Here is a 23402-nt window from a genome sequence, read left to right as displayed (position 1 = left end):
GCGTTCAGCAGAGGCCGGAGGACGTTGATCGCAAGTCCTTCATCCGCAAGGAAAGTCCGAACACCGGAACGGCGACCGTCTCGCCGATGAGTCCGACTCTGGCAGTCACTCATCACAGTGGCGGCCGCCGGCCGGGTTGAGATGTGCCTGGCCGGCGTGGGCGGCTTGCTTGCGATTGATTCAGAACCGAGTGCCGGGCCTACGCCGCGGTGGTGGAGGCCTTATGAGGGTTTGTGGTGTCGGCCCAGGGGTCTGCGGAGTGGGGGCTGGGTTTCGGATTGTCGTCAGCAGGGTTGTGCTCGTCAGCGGACTCCGGAGCGAGGTCGTGCCATGGGTCGAACGTGCGGGTGGCATTCGTGCGCCGCTGATCCAGGGGCAGGGCAACTTCGATTCCGAGCTGGCTGCGGCGATCAACGGCCGGGTTCGGGTCCGCGGTGTCGCCCCAGATGTCGAGGCCTGTGCCGGCCTGCGCTGGGCGGGCTGGCTTGCTCGGTACACCGCGATTCCCGCTGCCCGGTCCTTCGCCCCAGGGGTCGAACCCACCGGCGAATGGGAGCGGCGGCTCGGGTGGCGAGGGCGGTCGAGGCGGCCAGGACGCCTCCGGTGACGGCTCCTGATGGTCCTGCTGCTTTCGGGTGTGGGTATGGGGCGGTCGCTGGTCGGGGGTGTGTCCCCAGGGGGCAAAGTCACCGCCGGGTGGGGGTTTCTGCGGGAGAGTGGGTCGTTCGTCGGGGGCGTCGCCCCAGGGGTTGAGGCGTGCGGTGTCGTCGGGGGTGATCCAGGGTGGGTCGGTGTCGCGTGGCCAGGCGCGGGTGACTGGGCCGCCCGCGGCTGCGCCGGTCGTGGGTGCGCGACCGGTAGTTGCGTCGGTCGTGGGTGCGGGATCGGTAGTTGCGTCGGTTGTGGGTGCATGGCGGGTAGGTGGGTTGGTGGTGGGTGGGTGACCGGTGGTGGTGCTGGTTGTGGGTGTGGCCGGGGGTGGGTGGGGTGTGGTGGTTGGTGGCCGGTATCTGTCGCGGGGGACGGGGTCGGGGGTGGCCCAGGCGGGGCGGGCGACCTCGACGATGCCGTTGGTGATCTGGATCGTCCAGTGGCCCGCGTGCAGGTCGCGGTGACACCGTTTGCAGAGCAGGGCGAGGTTGGTGATCTTGGTTTCGCCGCCGTCGATCCAGCTGATGACGTGGTGGGCGTCGCAGTAGATGGGTGGGGCGCCGCAGCAGACACAACCCTTGTCGCGGGCGATGAGGGCTTTGCGGATCGGTCCGGTCGCGAGCCGGACGGTGGTGCCGACGTCGAGTGGCTGGGAGTCCGAGCCGAGCACGATCGGCAGGATGTGGGCGTCGCAGGCGAGTCGGCGGATGGTGGCCGCCGACAGGGCGTCGCCGTAGATCAGGTGGCCGAGTTTGTCGGCGGTGGCGGCCTTGAGGTCGTTGTAGTCGATGGTGACGGTGATGTGGGGCTTCGGGCCGTGGCCGGCAGTGAACCCGGGTCCCTGACGGTTGCCCGCGCTGCCCGCGCTGCCCGCGCTGCCCGCGCTGCCCGCGCTGCCCGCGCTGCCCGTGCTGCCGGTGGTGGCGGCAGTGTCCGTGGGCACACTGGCGCCCGTGGAGGAGGCGGCCGTGGCGGTGTCCGCGGGCGCGGTGGCGCCTGTGGAGGCGGTGGTGGTGGCCGTGGGGCCTGGGGTGGTGAGGATGGTGGTGAGGGCGTCGGCCTGGCGTTTGGCGCGGGGCCGGGGGTCCAAGGCGCCGTCGATGGTTTTGTGGGGTTTGGCGTGGGTGTGGATGAGGGCGCGGAACAGTTCGGCGTTCTCGTTGGCCAGGTACCCGGTGAACGCGACGCCGTTGTCGGCGTTCCTCAGGGTGAGCGACTCGCGGTCGTAGGCCTTTTGTTCGGCGGGCTCGGGGCCGTCGGTGTCGAGGCGGTCGCGGACGAGCCGGCCGGCCCGGCGCAGGTCGAGCGGGCCATGGGTGCGGGCCAGTTCGACCAGCTGCTGTTCGGCGACCTGCAGGTCGTCGGCCGTGACGGTGGCCGGGACCTTGTCCAGCGCGGACACGATCGCCTCGGCCTGCGCCGGATGCAGCAAAACCCCCACCCCCGCACCATCCACAGCCGCGCCGTGTTCGTCGTCGTGGGCGGTTTCCGCCGGGTTGGGGTTGGGGAGGGCGGCGGCGACGGCGGGGTACTTGTCGAGGGTGGTGGCGAGGTGGACGTCGCGGCGGGCCTTGGTGGGGTCGATGCGGTAGCGGAAGGTGAGTAGCCGGGCGGTGGTGCCGGCTCCGAGTTCGTGGGCGTGGCCGGTGGTGTCGAGGCCGGCGATGAGGTGCAGGGCGGAGGTTTCGAGGCGGGCGATCTCGGCGTAGGTGGCGTCGAGAGTGGACAGCATGTCGCTGCCGCTCATCGACCACACCGGTCGCTGTCCGAGAATCTCCATACACAAACTGTAAACAGCCTCGCCGACAGTTTTCAAACCCGGATGCCCTTGTTTTCCAGGGATTCCGTTCACAAGAGGTTGTCCACAACGGCACCGGGTTGTGGACATACGCTCATGAGCCGAGCCGCGGATGTCATTGTCCGAACGGATGGCTTCCGGAACTGTTGCTGTTGGCAATAACTACGTGTCCGCGGAACCTACGGCTCGACGGGACGGCCAGTTCCTTCAGACCACACCGCGATGTAATGCCGCTGATCGACAGACAACGCACAGCAGGCCGGGACTTGTATCAGGTCCCGGCCGACTGTGCGGCTCAGGTGAGGGCCAGTTCCTTGGGTTCGGCGGGGGTTTCCAGGCTGTGGCCTTCGGTGTCGAGGTGGGGGATTCGGCGGTCGAGCCAGGTGGGGAGCCACCAGGCGGCGGGGCCGAGAGGGAGAGGGCGGCGGGCATGATGATCATGCGGACGACGAAGGCGTCGACGATGACTCCGACGACCAGGCCGAGGGCGATGGAGGCGGCTACTGCCATCGGGGAGGACGCGAAGCCGGCGAAGACGAAGGCCATGATCGCGGCGGCCGCGACGAGGACCGGGGCCGACTTGGCGAAGCCACTGATGACCGCTTCTTTCGGTGACGCGCCGCGGTTGTGCATCTCCTGGATCCGCGAGACCAGGAAGACCTGGTAATCCATCGCGAGTCCGAACAGCACGCCGACCAGGATGATCGGCAGCGTGCTCAGCATTGGATCGCCTTGCGGTGCCGGGATGATCGCGTCGAACCAGCCCCATTGGAACACCGCCACGCTCGCCCCGAACGAAGCCCCGACGGACAACAGGTAACCCAGCGTCGCGGCCAGCGGGATCAGCAGCGACCGGAACATCAAGATCAGCAGCACCAGAGACAGCCCGACGATCAGGACGACGTACTCGATCAGGGCCTTGTGCAGCTTCGCGTCGCTGTCGATGCCGATCGCAGTTTCGCCGGTGACCGCGAGGCTCACGCCGCTGATGGTGCCGGCCTGGTCGCGGATGCTGGTGACGAGGTTCTTGGTCGCGTCGTCGATCGGTCCGCCGCGGGGGACGACCGTGACGAGTGCCGCGTTGTTCTGTGGCGTGACGGCGGTGGTGGCGACGACTCGTACGTCGTTCAGCCCACGCAGCCGGTTCTCCACGATCGGCAGCTTCCCGGTCACGTCGTCGCCTTGAACCAGCACGACCAGCGGGCTCTGTACGCCGCCGAACTTCTCGACCACGAGGTCATAAGCATGCCGCTGCGTCGACACGGGATCGTTGCCACCGGGAATGTTCGACGCGGTTTGCATGTCCAGCATCGGTACGGCGACGACGCCGACGACAACGATTGCCCCCAGCAACGACACCACCGGTCGCCGGACCACGAACGAGGCCCACCTGTGCAGCACCGATGCTCGGTGCTCAGGCGCCGGCCCGGCCGTCCGTTCGCGCCGCGGGAGTGCCCGCCGACCGAGAGTCCGCAGCAGCACCGGCAGCAAGGTCAGCGCCATCAAGACGGCCATCAGTACGCCGAACGCCCCGGCCAATCCCATGTCACGCAGCACGCTGATCCCGACCACACTCAGGCCAGCCAGCGCGATGATCACGGTCAGTCCGGCGAACACAACCGCCGTACCCGCGGTCCCGACAGCGCGGGCGACGGCGTCCTCGACGTCACGGCCGTCGCGGAGCTCGGCGCGGAAACGGGTCAGGATGAACAGGCTGTAGTCGATACCGACGGCCAGGCCGAGCATCGTTGCGAGCGTCAACGTGGTGTCCTGCAACGGATTGATGGTGCCGTAGGCAAGCACTCCGAGCGTGCCGACGCCGACGCCGGCGAAGGCGACCAGCATGTTCGCGCCGGCCGCGGCCAGTGAGCCGAACGTCAACAGCAGAACGAGGAACGCGACCGCGACACCGAGAAGCTCGCCGGCCCCGAAGGCGGGTACGTCGTTTGCGAACAGCTCACCGCCGACCTCGGCCGTGAAATCTGTGCGTGCCTTCGCGGCCAGGTCGACGACATCGTCGTACACCTGCTGCTGGTTGGCCCCGGTCACGCCCTGGAAGGTCAGTGTCGACACGACGGTCGTTCCGTCCGCGGACAGGAAGGGTTTCTGCGCGTCGAACGGGTTGCTGACCGAGCTGACCTGCGGGATCGCCGCTGCCTGGGTAAGGATCCGGGTGACCTCGGCCTTGGTGGATGGATCGGTGACCTTCGCGCCGCCATGCGTCTCGAGGACCAGGGTGAGCGTCTTCCGGTCGGTCTGCGTGCCGGGGAACTTCTGCTGGACGATGTCGAGGGCCTTGGAGGCCTGCGTGCTGGGGATCGACGTGGCGGACGAGCCGCCGGACGTGCCCGCCGATGCGACGACACCGGTGAGGATCGCGAAGGCAGCGAGCCAGAGCGCGACCACGACCAGGCGATGCCGGGCGCTGAAGCGGCCGATCCGGGCGAGTAACTGCGGCATGTTGACGCTCCTGAGGACAAGGACGGTGCTGCTGACGTCCTTCATCCTCGGGATTCGCGGCGGTCGTCGCGTCGTCCGAGCGCAGCGATCGATCTACTGCGATCGCAGTAGATCAGCGCGCGATACCCGCCCGGTACGCGAACGCCACCAACTGGGCCCGATCCTTCGCGCCCACCTTCGTCATCGCCCGATTCAGGTGCGTCTTCACCGTGTAGGGCGAGAGGAACATCGCGCCGGCGATCTGCGCGTTGTCCAGCCCGGAAGCGATCGCGACCACCACCTCCCGCTCCTTGGGCGTGAGGCCGGCGAACTTCCCCGCCATCTCCTCGTCCACAGTCACCGACGGCTGCTCGCTGACATGCCCGATCAGGGCCGCCGACGCCGCGGCCGACAGGGCACCGCCACCCGCCGCGACCTCTTCGACACCCGTGATGAGCTCCGCCGGACCGACCGCCTTGCTCAGGAAGCCGTTCGCGCCGGCCCGAAGCGCGGCGAGTACCAGCTCGTCCTGCTCGAAGGTGGTCAGGATGATGATCCGGGTCCGCTCCGGCGGGTGGAGCTCCCGGATCCGTCGCGTCGCCTCCACGCCATCCACACCGGGCATCCGGACGTCCATCAGCACGACGTCCACCGGCTGCTCCTGCATGAAGCGCACCGCCTGGAGCCCGTCGCCGACGTCCCCGGCCACCTCGAAGGACGCGTGCGTCTGCAGGATGGACCGCAGCCCGACCCGGATCATCTCCTGGTCGTCGACGATGAGGATGCGCGTCACGGGAGGTCGCTCCCGTCAACGGCCAGCACGACGCTCAGCCGGAATGAACCGTTCGCGTCGGCCACCTCGAGCCGGCCACCCGCCGACTCGACCCGTTCTCTGATTCCGACCAGCCCGTATCCACTGCCGACCGAAGGGCTCGCGTCACCGGGCCGGCGCGGATTCACCACCTCGATCAGGATCCGCCCCTCCTCGGTCCGCAGGCGCAGTGTCGCCGTACCATCTCCGTGCCGGTGCGCGTTCGTCAGCGCCTCTTGCACAATCCGGTACGCCGTCAGGCTCACAGCCGGATCGACTGTCGCGGGGACTTCGTCGACCGTAGCGTCGACGTGCAAACCGATTTGCCGGTAGGACTCCACGAGCTCGGGCAGGCGGCTGAGTTCGGGCGCGGGTTCTGCCGTCGAGGCGTCGTCGGTGCCGCGGCGGAGCACTTCGAGGATGCGCTGGGTCTCGAGCAGCACCGACCGTACGGCAGTCCGCGCCGCATCGAGCGCCGTACGGGCCGACTCGGCGTCTGGTGGCAGGTTCACCTCCGCCACACCCAGGTGCATGCTCATGACGGCGACCTGGTGTCCGACGACGTCGTGCAGGTCGCGGGCGATCCGGAGCCGTTCCTCGGCCACCCGCCGCGTCGCTTCGAGGTCGCGAGTCGCCACTGCATCGGCCGCACGCTCCTCCAGGGAGTGCCAGTACTCCTGGTGGATGCGGATCGCGTTGCCGATCGCGCCACCAGCCACCGCGGACACCACGGCCGGGAACGACTGGAGGCTCAGGAAGTCGTAGTCCTGCGCGATCGCGGTCATCAGGTAGAGCCCGGCACCGACGAAGACCGTGCCGCGCACTGCGGGCATGCCCTGCAGGGTGAACGAGAACAGCACGAACACCGCGATGCTCCACATCACGATCGGATCCCACCCGGCCAGCGCGGAGATCAGACCACCCGCCACTGTGACGACCAGCCCCGGCCATGGTCGCCGCCGCGCGAGGGCGGCTCCGGCCACCGTGATCAGCAAGGCGGCGAACGCCACCGGGCCGGCACCGTCCGTGATCATTCGGACGAGCTCCACCGAAGCCGACAGGGCGATGAGGACCGCGGTCCCGGCGTGCAGCTTTCCGGGTTGCCGGAACCACACCGGACTGGCCGCCCACGGCTCGATCCTCGACTCGGCCTGCATGCTGCCGATTGTGAGGCATCCCGGAGCTTTTGCCGCGTAGGGTGTCGAGAGCCTTCGTTCGGGTCCGACGTCTCGGGTGCCGGGCGCAGTACGGCGTACCGGCCGAGTGCACTGGAGGTTGTCATGAAGTATGTGGTGCTGATCCACTCCAACCCGCAGCCGTGGAATCACCCGACGATCGACTTCACCGAGATCGGCCGGGCGATCCCGGCCGAGGAGCGGGCGGCGATGGGCAAGGAGTTCGAAGAGATGCTGACCGAGCTGTCCGCGTCCGGTGAGCTCGTGAGCGGGCTCGCGCTGGGGTCGCCGGAGTCGGCGCGGATCTATCGGTGGGAGGGGAAACGGCCGGTCAGCACCGACGGGCCGTACGCCGAGGCGAAGGAGCACCTGGCCGGGTTCTTCGTCCTGGACTGCGCCACCCGGGAGCGCGCCGAGGAGCTCGCCGCCAAGTTCGCCGGCCCCGGCGACACGATCGAACTGCGCCCGGAGATGTGACCGTGGCCGGCGGGATCAGGCTGAGTTCGCCGACGATCAATTGCCCGGACGCGCTGGCGCTGGCCGGGTTCTATGCGCAGATCACCGGCGGCCGGATCGCGTACAGCGACCCGGTCTGGGCGACCGTGGACGGGCCGGGCGGGCGGATCGACTTCCAGACCGATCCCGCCCACGTGCCGCCGACCTGGCCGGATCCGGCGGTCCCGATCCAGTTCCACCTCGACTTCTACGTCGAGGACCTCGCGGCGGCCGAGGCGACCGTGCTGGCGGCCGGCGCGACCAGGTACGACCACCAGCCGAACGCCGGCCACTGCCTGGTCTTCGCCGATCCGGCCGGCCATCCGTTCTGCCTGTCGACGTGGGATTTGCTCGAGAATTAGCGATACCGGCCAGGTACGGACGGTTACGCGCGGGTGTCAGGTGTCCGTGCGGTACGGAGTGACGTACGCCGTACCGCACGGGCGGAGGTTTCCCTATCCTGTGTGACTTACCGGGAGCAAGGGAGCGCGCTGTGACGACGATCGTGCTGATGGGTCCGCCAGGGGCCGGCAAGGGAACCCATGCCGATCACCTCGCGGGACACCTCGGTGTGCCCGTGATCTCCACCGGCGACATCTTCCGGGCGCAGGTCGCCGACGGCACCGAGCTCGGCCGGACCGCGCAGCGTTTCCTCGACGCCGGTGAGTACGTCCCCGACGAGGTCACCAACGCGATGGTCCGCGAGCGGCTCGCCGCGGACGACGCCCACTTCGGCTTCCTGCTCGACGGCTATCCGCGCACGCTCGACCAGGCCGCCGTACTGGACGAGATCCTGGCCGCGCAGGGCCGGTCCCTCGACGCGGCCGTCGTACTCCAGGTGGACCCCGAAGAGCTGGTCCAGCGGCTGCTCCGCCGGGCCGAGATCGAGCACCGCTCCGACGACACCGAGGAGGTCATCCGCCGGCGCTTCGAGGTGTACGACGCGCAGACCTCCCCGCTGGTCAGCCTGTACGGCAACCGCGGCATCCGCCACGAGATCGACGCGTCCGCTGACATCGACACCGTCCGGATCCACGTCCGCCAGGTCGCCAGCCTGCTCCAGCCGGCCGCGTAACCGTTGCCTGGAGCAACCGTCAGCTGCGCCAGACGGGGGCGACCGACTTGCGGTAGGAGCGGCCGAAGACGCCGGTGATGACGGTCAGGACGGGCTTGGGGACGGTGCCGGTGATGGCGGCGGACTCGTCGGGGGCGGCGCCGTCGAGGGCCCAGGCGAAGAACGTGCCGCCCTGGACCGGGCCGACCTTGGCGAACTCGCGGCCCATCGCCTTCATCTCGGGAGCGTCCTTCTTCGCCAGGTAGACCGGCTCGATCTCCGCCTCCTCGTGCTCGAGGTGCTGGACCGTCACCCGCTGCAGCTCCTGCATCGCGGTCAGTGCGGCTGCCGCGTCCTCGGCGCTCGCGGACCTGTGCAGCGTCGTCATCGCGGTCCGCGTCGCGGCCAGCGCGGCCGCCATCGTGTCGTGCTCGGCGTCCATCTGCTTGAGGAGGTCGTGGCTCACCCCGACCTTCTCCAGCGCGGGCCAGGCGATGTCGTGCTCGCCCTCGTGATGCCGCATCAGTTGGTCGTCGAAGTTCGCCCATGCCGTCGCCAGCTGCTCGGCCCGCTGCCGATTCCCCGCCGGAAACCGGCCCAGTGCGTCAATGAAGCGTCCCAGATCCCGCCGGAACGCCGCGTGGATCGCCTTGTTCATGCTCATTTCCGCCATAGGTCGGAGTCTAGGCTGAAGCGGGCTTGAAGTGGGGTGTTCGGACCGCTACGCAGGGCGAGTTCGTTGCCGGGAACATCCGTAGCTGGGCGCCGGTTGTTGCTGGATATGCATGGTGAGTACAAGGTGCCGGGCGGGAAGCTTGTCGTTGCCGACCTCGACGTGGTCGGCGATCACGTGCGGCAGGCGCAGATCAGTGGGGACTTCTTCCTCGAGCCCGACGACGCGTTGGAGCGGATCAACGGCGCGCTTGCCGGTCTGCCGATCGCGATTCCGGCTGCTCAGATCGCTGCGCGGGTGCGCGCCGTACTGGGTGATGGCGTGGAGATGCTCGGATTCTCACCGGAGGCTGTCGCGGTCGCCGTACGGCGTGCTCTGACCGGCGCGACCGGTTGGCGCGATCACCAGTGGGAGTTCGTGCACGACGTACCGCGGGAGCCCGCGTTGCAGATGGCGCTCGACGAGGTGCTGGCCGAGCAGGTCGGTTCCGGCGAGCGCGCACCGACGTTGCGGGTGTGGGAGTGGGCGTCGAACGCGGTCATCATCGGCAGCTTCGAGTCCCTGCGCAACGAGGTCGACCTGGAGGGCGCTGCCAAGCACGACGTGACAGTGGTACGGCGGATCAGCGGCGGCGGAGCGATGTTCGTTGAACCAGGCAACACCATCACGTACTCGCTCTACGTCCCCGAGTCCCTGGTGTCCGGGTTGTCGTTCGTCGAGTCGTACGCGTTCCTCGACGACTGGGTGATCGGCGCGCTCAACGATCTCGGCATCGCGGCGACGTACCAACCGATCAACGACATCACCTCACCGGCCGGCAAGATCGCCGGCGCCGCGCAGAAGCGGTTCGCGGGTGGCGCCGTACTGCATCACGTCACGATGGCGTACGACATGGACGCCGCGAAGATGCTGGACGTCCTGCGGATCGGCCGCGAGAAGCTGTCCGACAAGGGGACCACGAGCGCCGGCAAACGCGTCGACCCGTTGCGCAGTCAGACCGGCCTCGACCGCGTGGACGTGATCGACCGGATGGTCGACTCGTTCCGGAACCGCTACGGCCTCGGCCCGGGCACGATCGACGCCGGCACCGTGGACCGCGCCGTCGACCTCGTCGCGAGCAAGTTCGGAACCGAGGAGTGGCTCACCCGGGTGCCGTGATCACCGGCGGACGATCTCGATGTGGGTGGCCTTGGGGGACGTGGCGGTCTTGGTGACCTTGTAGTTGCCCAGGGCGTCGGCGACGTTGTCGAAGAGGCGTTCGCCGGCTCCGGCCAGGATCGGTGCGACGACGATGTGCAGCTCGTCGATCAGTCCGGCGCGCAGGTACTGCTGGACCGTCGAGGCACCGCCCGCGATCAACACGTCCTGCCCGTCGGCGGCCTTGAGGGCCTGCTCCAGTACGACCTCGACCGGGTCGTCGGTGAAGTGGAACGTCGTACCGCCCTCCATCGGCAGCGACGGACGCAGGTGGTGCGTGTGCACGAAGACATCGGTGTGGTACGGCGGGTTGTCACCCCACCAGCCCGTCCACGACTCGTCCTCCCACGGCCCGCGGATCGGCCCGAACATGTTGCGCCCCATGATGGTCGCGCCGATGCCCTCCTCGTGCCGCCCGACCTGCTCGACGTCGAGCCCGCCCTTCCCGGCCGCCTTGTCCTCGAACGCCGCGAACATCCAGTCGTGCAGCCCGTCCACCCCGTCCCCGAACGGTGCGTCCAACCGCTGCCCGACCCCGGCCCCGAACCCATCCACCGACACCGTGAAGTTCTCCACCCGAACCTTCGCCATGACCTTCTCCTCGACTAGTCCCGACTCTCACCCCTTGGTCGAAGCGAGCCCGAGCCTTTTGACATCCCCAGAAGCCCTGTTCCACCCAGTCCAGCTGCGCCTCCGGGATACCTAGCGCTCGCCCGAACGCCTGCGCCTCCGCCCGCTCCGCGTCATCACCCCGCCGATACCGGAAGACCCGCCCCGGAAACACCACGAAGATCTCGCTCTCATCGTGAAAGTCGGCATACCACCCCGGCTCGTCGAGCACCCCCGCCAGCGACTCCGCCAACCCCTCCGTCTGCTCGTCCGCCACCCCGAACTCCAGAACCGACCACACCGAGCCCTGCTCAGCAGTAGCCCCGGAAACGCCGTACCGACTGATCTTCCGCACCTCCAACGGAATCCCCGCCAGCTCCGTCCCAACCTTCAAACTCTCCAGAATCAACGCACCCTCGTACATGCTCCGCAGCCTACGAACCCCCACCGACAGCCAGCTCCGCGATCTGCTGGACATAGGCAACGAGGTGAGGATCGTGCTCTTCGAACGGGTAGGCCGAGTAGTAGGCCTCAACCGCCGCGCGCGCGTCGGCGAACCCGCACGTCGGCCACAACGCGATCATGTCGTCGTGATCCGGTGCGCGAGGCGGCCAGCAGCTTCATCAAGAACACCTGGCCAGGCGGCGGCCCGAGGACTGTCAGGTGGCTGTGCTCGTACAGCAGCTCACACGCATCGAGCGCCAACCCGACCGGCGCGAACATGGTGGCCGAGTCATTGAGCCAGGTGGCGCGCAGGCCATGCCGCTCCCCGACCTGCCGGACGACGGCCTTCAGCTCTGCGGTGAGCACTGTCAAGGAGTCGACGTCCGCGGTCGACTCGCGCAGGTCGTGTAGGGCCATGTACGAGCCTCCGACGACAACCAAAGAGCAGGTCAGGTCTCTGGCGGCGAGCTCGTCGGCGACCTCGGCGAGGTGGGTGAGGATCTCGGCTTTGTCGAGGACGGCTGGTGGCTCCGGTGGGCCTTGGTTCATGCGGCGTTGCGCCAGAGGTCGTGGGCGGCGAGCCAGATGTTGCGGGCGGCGAGCTGAGTGGGAGCTTGCGCGCGTGCTCGCTTAGTTCGTGCCGGCGTGCCTGGCGCCTCCCACGGCGTGGGTGACGGTGGCACCGAACGGGTCCATCGAGGTCGTGGGATCCCGGCGTCGTCGGCGAGTTTTTCCGCGATTCCGGCCAGCAGGGCGTCGTACGCCGCGTCGCCGGTCCGGTGCGGAGGAGACTCGATCGCCTCTGCGGTGAGTTCACGATGTTCGGTGAGCTGGTCGAGGAATCCTCGCACCTGGGCCCAGTTGACCTTGCGGACCTTTGCGTCGGGCGTGTAGGCCTCGGTCAGCGTCTCGATGGCAATCCGATGCGGCCGATCCTGGATGGCGTCGAGGGTCAGCGACAGGTGGCGGCCGCTGGCCGCGATCAGCCGCGAGAGCATCGTCAGTGTCGGATCGCTCGACCCGGCTTCGATCCGTGACACCGTCGACGTCGGAACGCCGGCCTTGGCGGCGAGCGCACTGCGAGACAGCCCGGCGTCCTCCCGAGCTCGCCGAACCAGTTCTCCAGCACTCACAGGAGTAGCATATATGCAACCCCCGTGTCCGCCAACGCTAGCGTGGGGTTGTGGAGATTGGCTATGTGATCTTGTACGTCGGCGATTTGGCGGCGTCGGTGGGGTTCTATCGGGATGTGGTGGGGTTCGAGTACAAGTTCACGGATGCGGGGTATGCGGAGTTCGATGCCGGTGGCGTGCGGTTCGCGTTGTATGAGCGGCGGCGGGCGGAGTGGCTGACCGGGCGGGATGTGGCGCCGGGCGCCGGTGGGGAAGTGGTGGTGATGGTTGCGGACGCGGATGCGTGCGCGGAGCGGCTGGCGGGGCTGGGCGTGGCGCTGCTGAGCGGGCCGGCCGACCGTCCGTGGGGACATCGGACGGTACATGTGGCCGACCCGGACGGGTTCGTGGTCGAGTTCGCGGCGGAGATCCCGCGGGCTCGAGGGCGGCGGCGTACCTGAGTCAGCGGCGGTAGCGGTTGTTGTGATCCCAGCGGCGATGGCCCATGCCGCTGAACAGCATGATCCAGAAGAAGCCCCACAGCAGCCACGGCGCGGTCAGGGTGATGGCCGCGACGACGAGGCCGATCATCAGGAACGGCGCCAGCATCATGATCGGCGGCGGTGGGCCGGGACGGCGGCGGGTACGGGCCGTCTGCGGCGACCACGGGCCCTGGGCGAGTTGCAGCTCGGCCGGGCTCGGGAGGTCGTCGAAGAGCGGCGCGAGGTCGTCGACGTACCGCGCTCGGGTCGCCTGCTCGCTGCGTTCCTCGAACTCGGTCTGGGTCAGCCGGCCGGCGACGAAGTGATCGCTGAGCATGGAGACGGCCTGATCGCGTTCGGCGTCACCGATCCGCAGCGAGCCCCGGCGTTCAGCCCGGCGTTGTTCGGGGTCGCGCCACTCGGGAAACGGGAGACTCATGAGCGGTCCTCGTCCGTGCTCTCGTCGGCCAGGATGCCGTACAGCTTCCGGCGCAGTTCGCCGAGTGCCTCCCGCGCCTTCGCCTGCTGCTCCGGCGTACCGGTCGCGAGGATCTGCCACATCGCCGTCGCGACCTGGCCGAGCATCGGCTTCAGCCCGTTCTCGTCGTCCGCGGCCGGCGCGCTCATCGCCTCCCACGGCGCGGACACCTCGTCCTGGTGCTCGGCGACGTACGCGCGTCCTTCGTCGGTCAGCGTGAACGTACGGCGACCGACCTCGGCATCCGCCGTGACCAGGCCCTCGTCCTCGAGCTGCTGCAGGGTGGGGTAGATCGAGCCGGGGCTCGGCTTCCACACGCCGCCGCTGCGCTCGGCGATCTCCTGGATCAGCTGGTAGCCGTTCATCGGCTGCTCGGCGAGGACCGCGAGGATGGCGGCCCGCACGTCACCGCGCCGGGCCTTCGGTCCACGCCAGCGCGGCGGCGGACCCCACGGCGGCCCGAACATCTGACCACCGCCGAACATCCCCCACGGCGGGCCGAATCCCTGGTGCCCGTGGTGCACACGCCGCCCGGTCATCGCGGCGCGCAACTCCTCTTTGATGTCGTCGAAGGCTGAACAGTGCCGCGCGAAGTGCTGCCAGGGCCACCCCGCGGCGTACGTCGATCCGGTCATCACGACCACCGTCCCTCACGAAGAGATTGCGATACGTCGACGATATATCGCCAACCATCGCAACCCAAGGGACTCACAGAGCGATCTCGAGGTGGCCGGCAGCCCACGCTTTCGAGGCTAGCGCGGGGGTGCACGGGTCAGAACCAGTTGCGTGGCTGGTCGGGATATGGCTCCTCCAGGCGCTTGAGCTCTGCCTCGGTCAGCTCGAGCTCCAGCGCCGCAGCGGCGTCCGTGAGGTGGTGTGGCTTCGTAGCACCGACTATGGGCGCCGAGACGACCGGTCTGGTCAGCAACCAGGCCAGTGCGACCTGTGCCATCGGCACACCGCGCTCGGCTGCCACGGCCTCCAGCGCATCGACGCTCTGCTGGTCGCTGTCGCGGGCGAGGGCCCTGGAGACTCGATCGGTGTCCGCACGCAGTGTCTGCGTACCCCATGGCTTGCCGAGCTTGCCTTTGGCCAGTGGCGAGTACGGAATGGAACCGACACCCTGGTCCGCGCAGAGCGGCAGCAGCTCCCGCTCGTCGTCACGCCGGATCAGGTTGTACTGGTTCTGCATCGCGACGAACCGCGTCCACCCGCCCTGGTCGGCGGTGTGCTGCAGCTTCGCGAACTGCCACGCCCACATCGACGACGCACCGAGATAGCGGACCTTCCCGGCCCGTACGACGTCGTGCAGTGCCTCCATCGTCTCCTCGACCGGCGTCTCCGGGTCCCACCGGTGGATCTGGTAGAGGTCGACGTACTCCGTGCCCAGTCTGGTCAGCGAAGCGTCGATCTGCTCCAGGATCGCCTTGCGCGACAGCCCCGATCCGCCCGGGCCGTCGTGCATCTTGCCCCACACCTTGGTCGCCAGTACGACGTCCTCGCGCCGGGTGTACTGCTTGATCGCGCGACCGACGAACTCCTCGGAGCTACCACCGCCGTACGTGTTCGCCGTGTCCCAGAAGGTGATCCCGAGCTCCAGTGCCTGCCGGAAGTACGGCTGCGAGCTCTCCTCGTCCAGCGTCCACTGATGGAATTCGTTGCGCTCGCCGAAACTCATGCATCCCAAAGCGAGCCGGCTGACCTTGAGGCCGGTCTGCCCCAACCGCACATACTCCACGTCGAACCCTCTTTCCGTTGGGCTCGACGCTACGAGGACTCCGCCGGTTGTGGGAGACCCTGTCAGTACCGGTATTCAGGCGGCGAACTTCAGATCGGCAGCGGTGGCGGTGAGCACGATGGAGTTGCCTTCCACGCTGACCTGCTTCAGCGTGGCGCCGTACGGGAGCTTGGGGAGGGTGATTGCGCGGGAGAGCTGATTGCGCACCGCGTTCCGGACGAACGACGGGACCGCGTCGGACAGCTCGTCGACGGTGAGGACGATGCGGCCCTTCTCGACCTGCGGGCGCAGCGTCGCCTCGGCCTCGACACCGCGGATCGACAACTTCGCGTTCAGCTTGCCGTCGACCGCATCGAGTGTCAGCCCCTGCACGCCGGTGCTGCGGACCGCGAGCTTGGCGAGTTCGGCCGGTGACAACTGCAGCCGGACGTCGGTGGTGTCGATCGTGACCGCCGTACCGGGCGTCCGCGTCAGTAGACCTCGCGGCACCTGAACGCCGTGCAGCTCGACCTTCAGATCCTCCGCCGGGATCGAGTCGAACGTCGGTTGCTTCATGGTCAGCGTGACCTTCGAGAACCTCTCCCTGGCCAGCTGCGGCAGGAACCCGAACCCGCCGATCTTGACGGACGTGTCGGCCGCGCGTACGTCGTACTGCGCCGCCTCCTTCTCGGCCATCGTCGCGAGCTGGTTCTCCGCAACCCACGCGGCGGCCCGGTCGACGGCAACCGCCAGCACCCCGAGCACCACCAACGTGACAACCAGCCGTCGCAACCAGCGCCGCGGTCTCCTGGAACTCATCCCTGCCCTTCCGTCGATCCGCACAGCCTAAGGGGTCGTTACGCGACGATCATTTCCCGGAGGGCGTCGTCGGTGCGGGCAGGCTTGATGCCGAAGGCAACGGTTGCGGCGGTGGAGTCGACGATGAACGGGCGCTGCCATTGGTACTGCGTCTCGAGCATCTCGCGGGCGTCCGGGCTGAACAGGCCGGCGAGCCGGAGCGCGATCGCGGGCATCTTCGCAACGCGGGCCCGGGGCGCTCCTGCGAGTTCGGCGGCGCGGGTGGCGAGGGCCCGGACCGACACCGGGGCCGGGGTCGGCACGTGCCAGGGGCGGCCCCAGGCGCTCGGGTCGGCCGCGACCGCGACCAGGGTCTTCGCGACATCACCGACATACGTCCAGCTGTGCGGTGCGTCGAGGTCCGCCGGCGCCAGACCGCGCCCGCCTTTGATCACCTTGGGCAGCACCATGACGCTGAACGCCGACACCGCGCCGGCGCCGAGGTAGTCCGAGCCCCGCACCTCCGCGGTCCGGATCCGACCTGCCTCGTGCGCGGCCAACGCATCGGTCCACAGTCTGGCGCGCACCCGCCCCTTGACCGAGTTGGGTAGCAGCGGCGTCTCCTCGGTCATCACTCCGTCGACAGCGCCGTACCCGTAGAGGTTGCCGGTTGTCACCAGTACGGCGCCTGTCGTTTCGGCCGCCCGGATGAGCGCTGCCCCCAGCGGAGGCCAATCCGTCGACCACCGGTGGTACGGCGGTCCCGCGCACGAGTAGATCGCTGTCGCACCCTCGGTCAGCCGCGCCAGCGCCTCCCCATCACTCGCGTCCGCCGCGACGCGTTCGATCCCGCCGGCCTCAGGCCCGCTCCCGGACCTGGTGATCACGCGAACCTGTTCTCCCTGACCCGCGAGTAGCCGAGCAGTAGCAGACCCGACAGGACCGGCGCCGACGACGACGTGCACTGATACCCCTTTCACAGGACCCGGCGCCCAGTCTTACCTATCCGATGGTCCCGGTTGCCGGCCTGGGGGTGGTGCGCTGCGTCTGTGGGTCAGGATTTGTCGTAGTGGGAGGGCGGGAACGGGTGGCGATCGGTCAGCGGGTAGAGCTCGCTCTCCTCCGTCTGGCGTTTGATCTCCGCCTCTTCCTCCCGATACTCCTCGGTGTCGGTCGGATCATCCGCCGCGGGCACATCGGTGGCCGGCGGGACGTCGTCGGGGTCGTAGGCGTCGACACCGGCTTCGACCCGCTCCTGCTCCGTCCGGCGGGCGAGATCGTCGTCGTCCGGGTGCAGTGGCAGGCCGCCGTGCTCGCGGCGGTCGTGGTGAACATCCTCCGACGTTTCGAAGGGTTCGTCAGTCATCGCTACCTCCACTGATCCCGAAGCCGCTGGTGTCTTTCCGAGCGTACTCGCGCCGTCATCGGCCGCCCGACCGCGGTCTTGCCAGCGCGGAAGGAACCGTCACTGGTGGAGTGAGACCCCGGCGACGATCGCGATGGCGATGATCGTCGCGGCGAGCCAGTCGACGGCGAGGCAGAACGGGGGCCACCACCGGGTGTTCGCGACATAGTGCGTGCGGTGTTGCCAGAGGTCCTTGAACCCGTGGGCGATCAGGGCGACGACGAGTAGCCACACCGATCCGGTGATGCCCACAGCGGCGAGTACGACGAATGCGCCGGCGACGGTGATCTCGACGGCGATGACCGCCGGTCGTCCATCGGCGACGGCGAAGCCGATGTAGACCGAGGCGATCAGTACCACCGAGAGGGCGTAGACGGTCGCTGCATCGAGCCACCAGAAACCGAGCGGCGCCGCGGCCTGGATGACGCCCCAGACGAGTCCCCAGGCGAGCGGGACCCGCTCGTTGGCGAACAGTCTCGACATCAGCGCGGTGGGGACTGCAAGGTCTGGATCGACTGATCCGAGCCTGCGGCGGCAATCTGATCCGCGAGGTACGACGCGTCGGAGCCGACCCAGCCGAGGAGGGCCGAGGTCCTGGTGTGCTGCCAGGTGAGGCCGAGCATGTACAGACCGGGGGACGAGGTGACGCCGCGGTTGTGCGGGATGCGTCCCCGTTCGTCCTGTACGCCGGGCACGTCGATCCAGGCGTATTCCGTCGTGAACCCGGTCGCCCACACGACAGCGTCGTACTCCGACGCAGTCCCGTCGGCGAAGGTCACGGTCCGGCCGGTCGCCGCCGTCACGCGGGGACGGATCCGGATGCCGTGCCGCTTCGCAAGCTGTCGCGGTCCGCTGCCGATCACCTGGTCACGTCCGGCCAGCCGGTTTCCCAGCCGGGAGCCGACCGTGACCCGGTCCAGTCCGAGCCCGCTCGCCCACCACCACACGTCGCGACCGAAGGGCCGCTGAGGGATCGTCGGGATCCGTTGGCCGGCCGCCAGCTCCACGGTGTGGGTGGCGCTGAGCTCCAGGGCGATCTGGCAGCCCGAGTTCGCGGCTCCTACGACCAGGACCTTTTCGCCCGCGAGGTCTTGCGGTCGCCGGTATTCCACGCTGTGGATCTGGGTCACCTCTGCGCTGAGGTCGTTCGCGATCGGGGGGATCGACGGGGTATGGAACGGCCCGGTGGCAACCACCACCTGCCGGGCCTTCCAGGTGTCTCGGCCCGTCGTCACGACGTACCCGTCGTCGCTCCTGGTCAGCGATTCGACGGTTGTGTTCAGCTGCACCGGTAGCTGGAATCGCGCCGCGTACGCCTGCAGGAAGTCCGCGACGTCGTCCTTGCCGGGATAGGTGTCTTTCGCGGCGGGGAACGGCATTCCTGGCAGGTTGTCGAACTGGGCCGGTGTGAAGAGCTGCAGGGAATCCCATCGCGAGCGCCACGCGTGGCCGATCTCCGGGCCGGCGTCCAGGATCAGGAAGCGCTGCCCGCGCTCGGCCAGGTGGTAGCCGATCACCAGACCGGCCTGGCCGCCGCCGATCACCAGCACGTCCAGGACGTCCGTCATGACGACACCGCCTCGGGACGCCGGGCGACATTGAAGCTGAACATCATGCCGCTCTCGGTGTGCTCGGCGATGTGGCAGTGCGCCATCCACAGCCCGGGATTCGACACGTCCAGCAGGATGTCCACCGTTTCGCCGGCGCGCACCAGGACGGTGTCCTTCCAGACGAGGTCGGTCTCCGGCTCGTCGTCCCTGGACAGGATGAGGAAGCGACCGGCGCCGTGGATGTGGAACGGGTGGTGCATCGGGTGGTCGGAGTCCATCTCGTTGACCAGCCGGATCTTGACCCGGTCGCCGACGGTGAACGCCCACGTGATGGCTCCGTTCTCGGCGCCGGTCTCCCGGTCGACGAGTTGCCAGATCATGTTGCCGGGATCCGATGCGCGGTTGATCTCCGGCATCAGGTCTTCCCACTCGAGGCCATCACCGTGATCGTGTCCGCCGTGCGCTGCGGCCTCCTGGGGCATCGCGGTGGAGGGAACCAGCTTCATGCCGCACTGTGGGCACTTCGACGGCTCGGTGGCAGTGACGTCGGGATGCATCGGGCAGGCGTAACTGGACGCGAGTGCGTCGTCCCCGCCGTACAGGAGTGGCATCTGGGACAAGAACGCGAGGACCTTGTCGGGTTCTCGGTCCAGATCGGGGCCGATCGACTGGTGTATTGCGGTGAGGTCCGGGTCGGTGCGCAACGTGTCGAACGACGCAGCAGCAACGCCGCCATCGCCGCCCGCGACCGTGAACCCGCCGAGGTCGTACACCCGGTCCGGGGTCCGGTTCTCCAGCCGCACCTCGCCGGGAGTGTCGAACAGTACGTCGACGACCGCGCGTTCGGAGGGGGCGAGCAATACCGCCTCGATGAACGTCTCGCGCTCGTACCGGCCGCTGTCGCCGCCTACCAGCTTCGCCCGCGCGCCGCGGACGGCCACGTTGAAGATGCGGGTGTTGGCCGTGTTGACCAGGTAGAGGCGCACGACCTCTCCCTGCACTGCCTGGCCGGAGAACTGGGTCTCGCCGTTGATCAGCATGACGTTGCCGAACCGGCCCATGGCGGTGAAGGTCGGCCCGGACCGGTTGAAGGGCGCGATGTGTCCGTCTTCGACGAGCAGGTCGTCCACCGTGAGAGTGAGCTGCCGGTCGACGGCGGGCCAGTACGACGGGTCCGACGGCTCGACGACGATCGCGCCGTACAGGCCCATCTCCTGGGCGAAGTCCTCCCGCATGTGCGGGTGGTACCAGTACAGGCCGGCGTCGGGGAACTGCAGCTTGTAGGTGAACGATCCGCCGATCTCGATCGGCTTCTGCGTCTCGTGCGGGACCCCGTCGTACCGGTTCTCCAACCGCAGGCCGTGCCAGTGCACGGTCGTCTCTACGTCACCGTCGTTCCGCACCTGCACCGTGATCTCCGAATCCTGGTCCACGTGCAGGGTCGGGCCTGGGATCGACCCGTTGTAGGCAAGCATGCGCAGCTCGGCGTCATCGATGCGTTTGCGCACCGCACCGATGCCAAGCTCGAGCAGGTCGCCGTCATGCAGCCGCACCAAGCCCGTGGGCGCTACAGCAGCCAATCCGACCGTTTCTGTGCTGAACACGCCCTGAGAGTCCATCTGCTTCTACTTTCGTGTTGTCGGCAGTGGTTGGTGATCCCAGCGGGGTCAGGGCACAGGAGATCCTCGGTACCAACAACCTACGCCGACAAGCAGACAACAAACAGGGCGCTCAGCTCTCCGGGCTCGGAGCGCGCCAGGTCGCGCCGGTCTGCCGGACGTACTCCTCGACAGCCTCGTCGAGGGTGGGGAGGAAGTGCGCCGGATCGATCGTGCGGGTGAGCTCGTAGCGCCCGACCTTCTCGCGCACCGGATCCTTCATCTCCGCGAAGACCAGGGACACACCGCGCGCGTTGAGCCAGGCGTCCAGCTCGTGCAGCATGTCCGAGGCGGTGGTGTCGATGTCGGTGATCGGCTCGGCGGCCACGATGATCCAGCGAAGGTCCGGGCTGTCCTCGGAGATCTCCCGGACCTTCTCACTGAACATCCGCGAGTTCGCGAAGATCAGGGGCGCGTCGAACCGGTAGACGACCAGGCCGGGCAGTAGCTCGGCGTCGGGGTAGCTCTCGGTGTCGTGCAGGCCATCGATCCCCTCGACCCGGCCGAGCTCGGCCTGGTGCGGCCACCACGCGCGGCGGAAGACGTTGAGGATGGACAACCCGACGGCGATGAGGATGCCAGGCAGCACACCCAGGAGCGCAACGCCGAGCAGCGCGATGATCGACAGCGTGAACTCCGTCTTGCGCTGTCGCCACAGCCGGCGCGTCCCGGCGATGTCGGCCAGCGACAGCGCGGCGGCGATGACGATCGCGGCCAGAGTCGGCTGGGGCACGTACTGCATCAGGGAGGTGGCGAAGACCAGGACCACGGTGATCGTCGCGGCGCCGACGATGCCGGTCACCTGAGACTTGGAACCGGCCTGCTCGGCGACGGCGGTGCGGGACCCGCTGGTGCTGACCGGAAAGCCCTGGAAGAACCCGGCCGCGATGTTGGCCGCACCGATGCCGACCATCTCCTGGTTCCCGCGCACGCGGTCGCCCCGGCGGGCAGCGAACGCCGATGCCGTGGACATCGTGTCGGCGAGCGCGACGACGGCGATGGCGAGCGCCCCGACGAACAGTGGCGGTAGGTCGCCCCAGCTGACCCCTGGGATCGTGAACGGCGGAAAGCCCTGGGGGAGCTTGCCGACCGTGTCGACGTCGTGGGACTGCAGGTCGAACGCGCTGACCAGGACGGAGGCCAGCACCACGATGATGAGGACGCTCGGCAGCTTGGGCAGGAAACGATTCAGCAGCAGGATCCCGGCCAGCGAACCGATCCCGAGGATCGCGGCGGTCGTGTTGGCGTCGCCGTTCGCGAGCCCCGACACGAAGGCGCCCAGCTCGGCCAGCAGCCCGTCGGCATCGACCTTGAACCCGAACAGCTTGGCCAGCTGACCGATCACGATGGTCAGCGCGAGCCCGTTCATGTAGCCGATCTGCGTCGGCTTCGACAGCAGGTCGGCCACGAATCCGAACCGGGCCAGCCCGGCGACCGTCATCACCACGCCGACCATTACCGCCAGCATCGACGCGAGCGCGACGGCCCGAGCGGGATCACCGTTGGCGAGCAGGAGCGGCGCTATCGTCGCCGCGATCATCGGGCCCAGGGACGAGTCGGGACCGAGCACCAGCACTCTGGACGGTCCGAACACCGCATAGCCGATCAGACACAGGATCGAGGTGTAGAGCCCGGTCACGGGCGGCAGTCCGGCGAGTTCGGCGTACGCCATCCCCTGGGGCACCAGCAGCGCCGACAGCACGAGGCCGGCGACGACATCCTTGGGCAGCCACGACCGCTGGTACGACCTGGCCACGCCCACGCCAGGCACGTAGTCCTGCCACCCAGGAGATCGCACATCCGGCTCTTTTGCGGTCGCGGTCATGGTGGTCAGCCGACCGTCCGGACATGTTCGCCGTCAAGGGCCAGAGTCGTCATGCACGCGGCCTATTCTTCCGCGAACGGATCGGCCGCCGCGCCGGTCGGCGCCTGTGCCTCGAGGACGCTCTTGACCTCTTGCAGCGCCCTCCGTGCGTCCCTGCCGACCTTGGGATAGCGAGGATCGATCTCGATCAGCGTGTTGGCGATCACCGCGCCGGCGGCGATCCGCGCGTACCACTTGCGGTCGGCGGGAATCACGTACCACGGCGCCCACTCGGTGCTGGTGCTGGACAGCATCCGCGAAAACGCGCGCTGGTAGTCGTCCCAGTAGTCGCGCTCGCGGATGTCGGCCGAGGAGAACTTCCAGTTGTGGTCGCGCAGGTCGATCCGGCGCAGGAAGCGGATCCGCTGCTCCTCCTTGGAGAGGTTCAGGAAGAGCTTCACGATCTTGATGCCGTTGTCGCTGAGGGTCCGCTCCCATTCGTTGATCTCGCGATAGCGCCGTTTCCAGAGGCCCTGGCGGCTGCCCGCCGGAAGTTTCTGCCGGTCGAGGAGTTCCGGGTGCACGCGGACGACGAGGACCTCCTCGTAGTGCGAACGGTTGAAGATGCCGATCTCACCGCGGGCCGGCAAGTGCAGCCCGTAGCGCCACAGGTAGTCGTGATCCAGCTCCTCGCTGGACGGGACCTTGAAGCCGTGCACCGACACACCCTGTGGGTTGACCCCGGTCATGACGTGGCGGATGGTGCCGTCCTTGCCGCCGGCATCGAGCGCCTGCAACACCACCAGCACGCCGTGGGTGTGCTGCGCATACAGCCGGGACTGATACTCGGCCAACAGGTTGATTCCGCGGTCGAGCATCTTGCGGCCGCGCTTCTTGGACTGGATCGTGCCCTTGAAGTCTGGCGCGAAGTCCCTCGCCAGCTTGACCTTCGAGCCCGGTTCGACCCGGAACGGCTCGATGAAGTCGGCGATCTGTTGCTCGCGAGATGTCATTCTCTGCCCCTACCTCCTCAGGTACCGCCCGACCATCAG

24 protein-coding genes are annotated in these 23402 nt (G+C 68.3%); 5 read left to right on the top strand and 19 right to left on the bottom strand.

Annotation, left to right across the window (positions count from 1 at the left end; translation table 11 throughout):
* Positions 1-199: 199 nt before the first annotated feature.
* From OG558_RS03990 to OG558_RS03975, 4 genes are all read right to left on the bottom strand, one after another.
* On the bottom strand, positions 200-2431 hold the full coding sequence (locus tag OG558_RS03990; protein WP_405068997.1) for a DUF222 domain-containing protein: 2232 nt from the start codon (positions 2429-2431) through the stop codon (positions 200-202).
* Between the two features lie 225 nt (positions 2432-2656).
* On the bottom strand, positions 2657-4909 hold the full coding sequence (locus tag OG558_RS03985) for an MMPL family transporter (protein WP_405068996.1): 2253 nt from the start codon (positions 4907-4909) through the stop codon (positions 2657-2659).
* Between the two features lie 112 nt (positions 4910-5021).
* Complete coding sequence (locus OG558_RS03980; RefSeq protein ID WP_405068995.1) at positions 5022-5681, bottom strand: response regulator; 660 nt, start codon at positions 5679-5681, stop codon at positions 5022-5024.
* The gene (locus tag OG558_RS03975; RefSeq protein ID WP_405068994.1) at positions 5678-6856 is read right to left on the bottom strand and encodes a sensor histidine kinase; all 1179 of its coding nucleotides are present in this window, start codon (positions 6854-6856) and stop codon (positions 5678-5680) included. Before OG558_RS03975 ends, OG558_RS03980 begins: the two co-directional genes overlap by 4 nt.
* Positions 6857-6979: 123 nt before the next feature.
* Between OG558_RS03975 and OG558_RS03970 the strand changes: the two genes are divergently transcribed.
* The 3 genes from OG558_RS03970 to OG558_RS03960 all read left to right on the top strand — a co-directional run bounded on the left by OG558_RS03970 (position 6980) and on the right by OG558_RS03960 (position 8444).
* The gene (locus OG558_RS03970; protein ID WP_405068993.1) at positions 6980-7351 is read left to right on the top strand and encodes a YciI family protein; all 372 of its coding nucleotides are present in this window, start codon (positions 6980-6982) and stop codon (positions 7349-7351) included.
* A gap of 2 nt (positions 7352-7353) precedes the next feature.
* The gene (locus tag OG558_RS03965; protein ID WP_329481659.1) at positions 7354-7731 is read left to right on the top strand and encodes a VOC family protein; all 378 of its coding nucleotides are present in this window, start codon (positions 7354-7356) and stop codon (positions 7729-7731) included.
* 131 nt (positions 7732-7862) lie between these two features.
* The gene (locus OG558_RS03960; protein WP_329481657.1) at positions 7863-8444 is read left to right on the top strand and encodes an adenylate kinase; all 582 of its coding nucleotides are present in this window, start codon (positions 7863-7865) and stop codon (positions 8442-8444) included.
* 19 nt (positions 8445-8463) lie between these two features.
* Here the strand turns inward: OG558_RS03960 and OG558_RS03955 are convergent, their stop codons facing one another.
* Positions 8464-9096, bottom strand: a complete 633-nt coding sequence (locus OG558_RS03955) for a hemerythrin domain-containing protein (protein WP_405068992.1) — start codon at positions 9094-9096, stop codon at positions 8464-8466.
* A gap of 108 nt (positions 9097-9204) precedes the next feature.
* Between OG558_RS03955 and OG558_RS03950 the strand changes: the two genes are divergently transcribed.
* Entirely contained in the window at positions 9205-10254 is a 1050-nt protein-coding gene (locus OG558_RS03950; RefSeq protein ID WP_405068991.1) for a biotin/lipoate A/B protein ligase family protein, read from the top strand.
* Here OG558_RS03950 and OG558_RS03945 read toward each other — a convergent pair whose 3' ends face one another.
* The 3 genes from OG558_RS03945 to OG558_RS03935 all read right to left on the bottom strand — a co-directional run bounded on the left by OG558_RS03945 (position 10255) and on the right by OG558_RS03935 (position 12479).
* On the bottom strand, positions 10255-10884 hold the full coding sequence (locus tag OG558_RS03945) for a dihydrofolate reductase family protein (protein WP_329481654.1): 630 nt from the start codon (positions 10882-10884) through the stop codon (positions 10255-10257).
* A gap of 549 nt (positions 10885-11433) precedes the next feature.
* A complete protein-coding gene (locus tag OG558_RS03940) occupies positions 11434-11895 on the bottom strand; it encodes a hypothetical protein (RefSeq protein WP_405068990.1) in 462 nt (153 codons plus the stop codon).
* Positions 11892-12479: a multiprotein-bridging factor 1 family protein gene (locus tag OG558_RS03935; RefSeq protein ID WP_405068989.1), complete on the bottom strand. Its 588-nt coding sequence runs from the start codon at positions 12477-12479 to the stop codon at positions 11892-11894. The genes OG558_RS03940 and OG558_RS03935 overlap by 4 nt, the downstream gene beginning before the upstream one ends.
* 50 nt (positions 12480-12529) lie before the next feature.
* Here OG558_RS03935 and OG558_RS03930 point away from each other — a divergent pair, with 50 nt between their 5' ends.
* Positions 12530-12919: a VOC family protein gene (locus OG558_RS03930; protein ID WP_329481650.1), complete on the top strand. Its 390-nt coding sequence runs from the start codon at positions 12530-12532 to the stop codon at positions 12917-12919.
* Between the two features lies 1 nt (position 12920).
* Here the strand turns inward: OG558_RS03930 and OG558_RS03925 are convergent, their stop codons facing one another.
* The 11 genes from OG558_RS03925 to OG558_RS03875 all read right to left on the bottom strand — a co-directional run bounded on the left by OG558_RS03925 (position 12921) and on the right by OG558_RS03875 (position 23363).
* Positions 12921-13379: a DUF1707 domain-containing protein gene (locus OG558_RS03925; protein WP_405068988.1), complete on the bottom strand. Its 459-nt coding sequence runs from the start codon at positions 13377-13379 to the stop codon at positions 12921-12923.
* Positions 13376-14053 (bottom strand): PadR family transcriptional regulator, encoded by a 678-nt coding sequence (locus OG558_RS03920; RefSeq protein ID WP_329481647.1) that lies wholly within the window; start codon positions 14051-14053, stop codon positions 13376-13378. The genes OG558_RS03925 and OG558_RS03920 overlap by 4 nt, the downstream gene beginning before the upstream one ends.
* Positions 14054-14190: 137 nt before the next feature.
* Positions 14191-15156 (bottom strand): aldo/keto reductase, encoded by a 966-nt coding sequence (locus OG558_RS03915; RefSeq protein ID WP_329481645.1) that lies wholly within the window; start codon positions 15154-15156, stop codon positions 14191-14193.
* Positions 15157-15231: 75 nt separating this feature from the next.
* Positions 15232-15954, bottom strand: a complete 723-nt coding sequence (locus OG558_RS03910) for a DUF2993 domain-containing protein (RefSeq protein ID WP_405068987.1) — start codon at positions 15952-15954, stop codon at positions 15232-15234.
* Positions 15955-15992: 38 nt separating this feature from the next.
* Positions 15993-16898, bottom strand: coding sequence for an NAD-dependent epimerase/dehydratase family protein (locus OG558_RS03905; RefSeq protein ID WP_405068986.1), 906 nt, complete (start codon positions 16896-16898; stop codon positions 15993-15995).
* Positions 16899-16987: 89 nt separating this feature from the next.
* The gene (locus OG558_RS03900) at positions 16988-17299 is read right to left on the bottom strand and encodes a hypothetical protein (protein WP_328526514.1); all 312 of its coding nucleotides are present in this window, start codon (positions 17297-17299) and stop codon (positions 16988-16990) included.
* Positions 17300-17398: 99 nt separating this feature from the next.
* A complete protein-coding gene (locus tag OG558_RS03895; RefSeq protein ID WP_405068985.1) occupies positions 17399-17821 on the bottom strand; it encodes a hypothetical protein in 423 nt (140 codons plus the stop codon).
* Positions 17821-18906, bottom strand: a complete 1086-nt coding sequence (locus OG558_RS03890) for a flavin-containing monooxygenase (protein WP_405068984.1) — start codon at positions 18904-18906, stop codon at positions 17821-17823. The genes OG558_RS03895 and OG558_RS03890 overlap by 1 nt, the downstream gene beginning before the upstream one ends.
* A complete protein-coding gene (locus tag OG558_RS03885; protein ID WP_405068983.1) occupies positions 18903-20492 on the bottom strand; it encodes a multicopper oxidase domain-containing protein in 1590 nt (529 codons plus the stop codon). The genes OG558_RS03890 and OG558_RS03885 overlap by 4 nt, the downstream gene beginning before the upstream one ends.
* A gap of 127 nt (positions 20493-20619) precedes the next feature.
* Positions 20620-22344 carry a SulP family inorganic anion transporter gene (locus OG558_RS03880; protein ID WP_405068982.1) on the bottom strand — a complete coding sequence of 575 codons (1725 nt, stop codon included), beginning with the start codon at positions 22342-22344 and terminating at the stop codon, positions 20620-20622.
* An 89-nt stretch (positions 22345-22433) separates the two neighbouring features.
* Complete coding sequence (locus tag OG558_RS03875; RefSeq protein WP_405068981.1) at positions 22434-23363, bottom strand: polyphosphate kinase 2 family protein; 930 nt, start codon at positions 23361-23363, stop codon at positions 22434-22436.
* Between the last annotated feature and the right edge of the window lie 39 nt (positions 23364-23402).

It is taken from the genome of Kribbella sp. NBC_01510, assembly GCF_045040325.1.
In the GTDB taxonomy this organism is placed as follows: Bacteria; Actinomycetota; Actinomycetes; order Propionibacteriales; family Kribbellaceae; genus Kribbella.
The sequence above is the reverse complement of the archived record's forward strand: the minus strand, read 5'-3'. Positions and strand labels throughout refer to the sequence as shown.

Excerpts from the sequence above, each read along its gene's own strand:
- OG558_RS03975 (WP_405068994.1), bottom strand. The coding sequence starts at position 6,856 with ATGCAGGCCGAGTCGAGGATCGAGCCGTGGGCGGCCAGTCCGGTGTGG.
- OG558_RS03900 (WP_328526514.1), bottom strand. The coding sequence starts at position 17,299 with ATGACTGACGAACCCTTCGAAACGTCGGAGGATGTTCACCACGACCGC.
- OG558_RS03890 (WP_405068984.1), bottom strand. The coding sequence starts at position 18,906 with ATGACGGACGTCCTGGACGTGCTGGTGATCGGCGGCGGCCAGGCCGGT.
- OG558_RS03925 (WP_405068988.1), bottom strand. The coding sequence starts at position 13,379 with ATGAGTCTCCCGTTTCCCGAGTGGCGCGACCCCGAACAACGCCGGGCT.
- OG558_RS03895 (WP_405068985.1), bottom strand. The coding sequence starts at position 17,821 with ATGTCGAGACTGTTCGCCAACGAGCGGGTCCCGCTCGCCTGGGGACTC.
- OG558_RS03990 (WP_405068997.1), bottom strand. The coding sequence starts at position 2,431 with ATGGAGATTCTCGGACAGCGACCGGTGTGGTCGATGAGCGGCAGCGAC.
- OG558_RS03945 (WP_329481654.1), bottom strand. The coding sequence starts at position 10,884 with ATGGCGAAGGTTCGGGTGGAGAACTTCACGGTGTCGGTGGATGGGTTC.
- OG558_RS03985 (WP_405068996.1), bottom strand. The coding sequence starts at position 4,909 with ATGCCGCAGTTACTCGCCCGGATCGGCCGCTTCAGCGCCCGGCATCGC.
- OG558_RS03955 (WP_405068992.1), bottom strand. The coding sequence starts at position 9,096 with ATGGCGGAAATGAGCATGAACAAGGCGATCCACGCGGCGTTCCGGCGG.
- OG558_RS03875 (WP_405068981.1), bottom strand. The coding sequence starts at position 23,363 with ATGACATCTCGCGAGCAACAGATCGCCGACTTCATCGAGCCGTTCCGG.
- OG558_RS03940 (WP_405068990.1), bottom strand. The coding sequence starts at position 11,895 with ATGAACCAAGGCCCACCGGAGCCACCAGCCGTCCTCGACAAAGCCGAG.
- OG558_RS03950 (WP_405068991.1), top strand. The coding sequence starts at position 9,205 with ATGCATGGTGAGTACAAGGTGCCGGGCGGGAAGCTTGTCGTTGCCGAC.
- OG558_RS03910 (WP_405068987.1), bottom strand. The coding sequence starts at position 15,954 with ATGAGTTCCAGGAGACCGCGGCGCTGGTTGCGACGGCTGGTTGTCACG.
- OG558_RS03970 (WP_405068993.1), top strand. The coding sequence starts at position 6,980 with ATGAAGTATGTGGTGCTGATCCACTCCAACCCGCAGCCGTGGAATCAC.
- OG558_RS03920 (WP_329481647.1), bottom strand. The coding sequence starts at position 14,053 with ATGACCGGATCGACGTACGCCGCGGGGTGGCCCTGGCAGCACTTCGCG.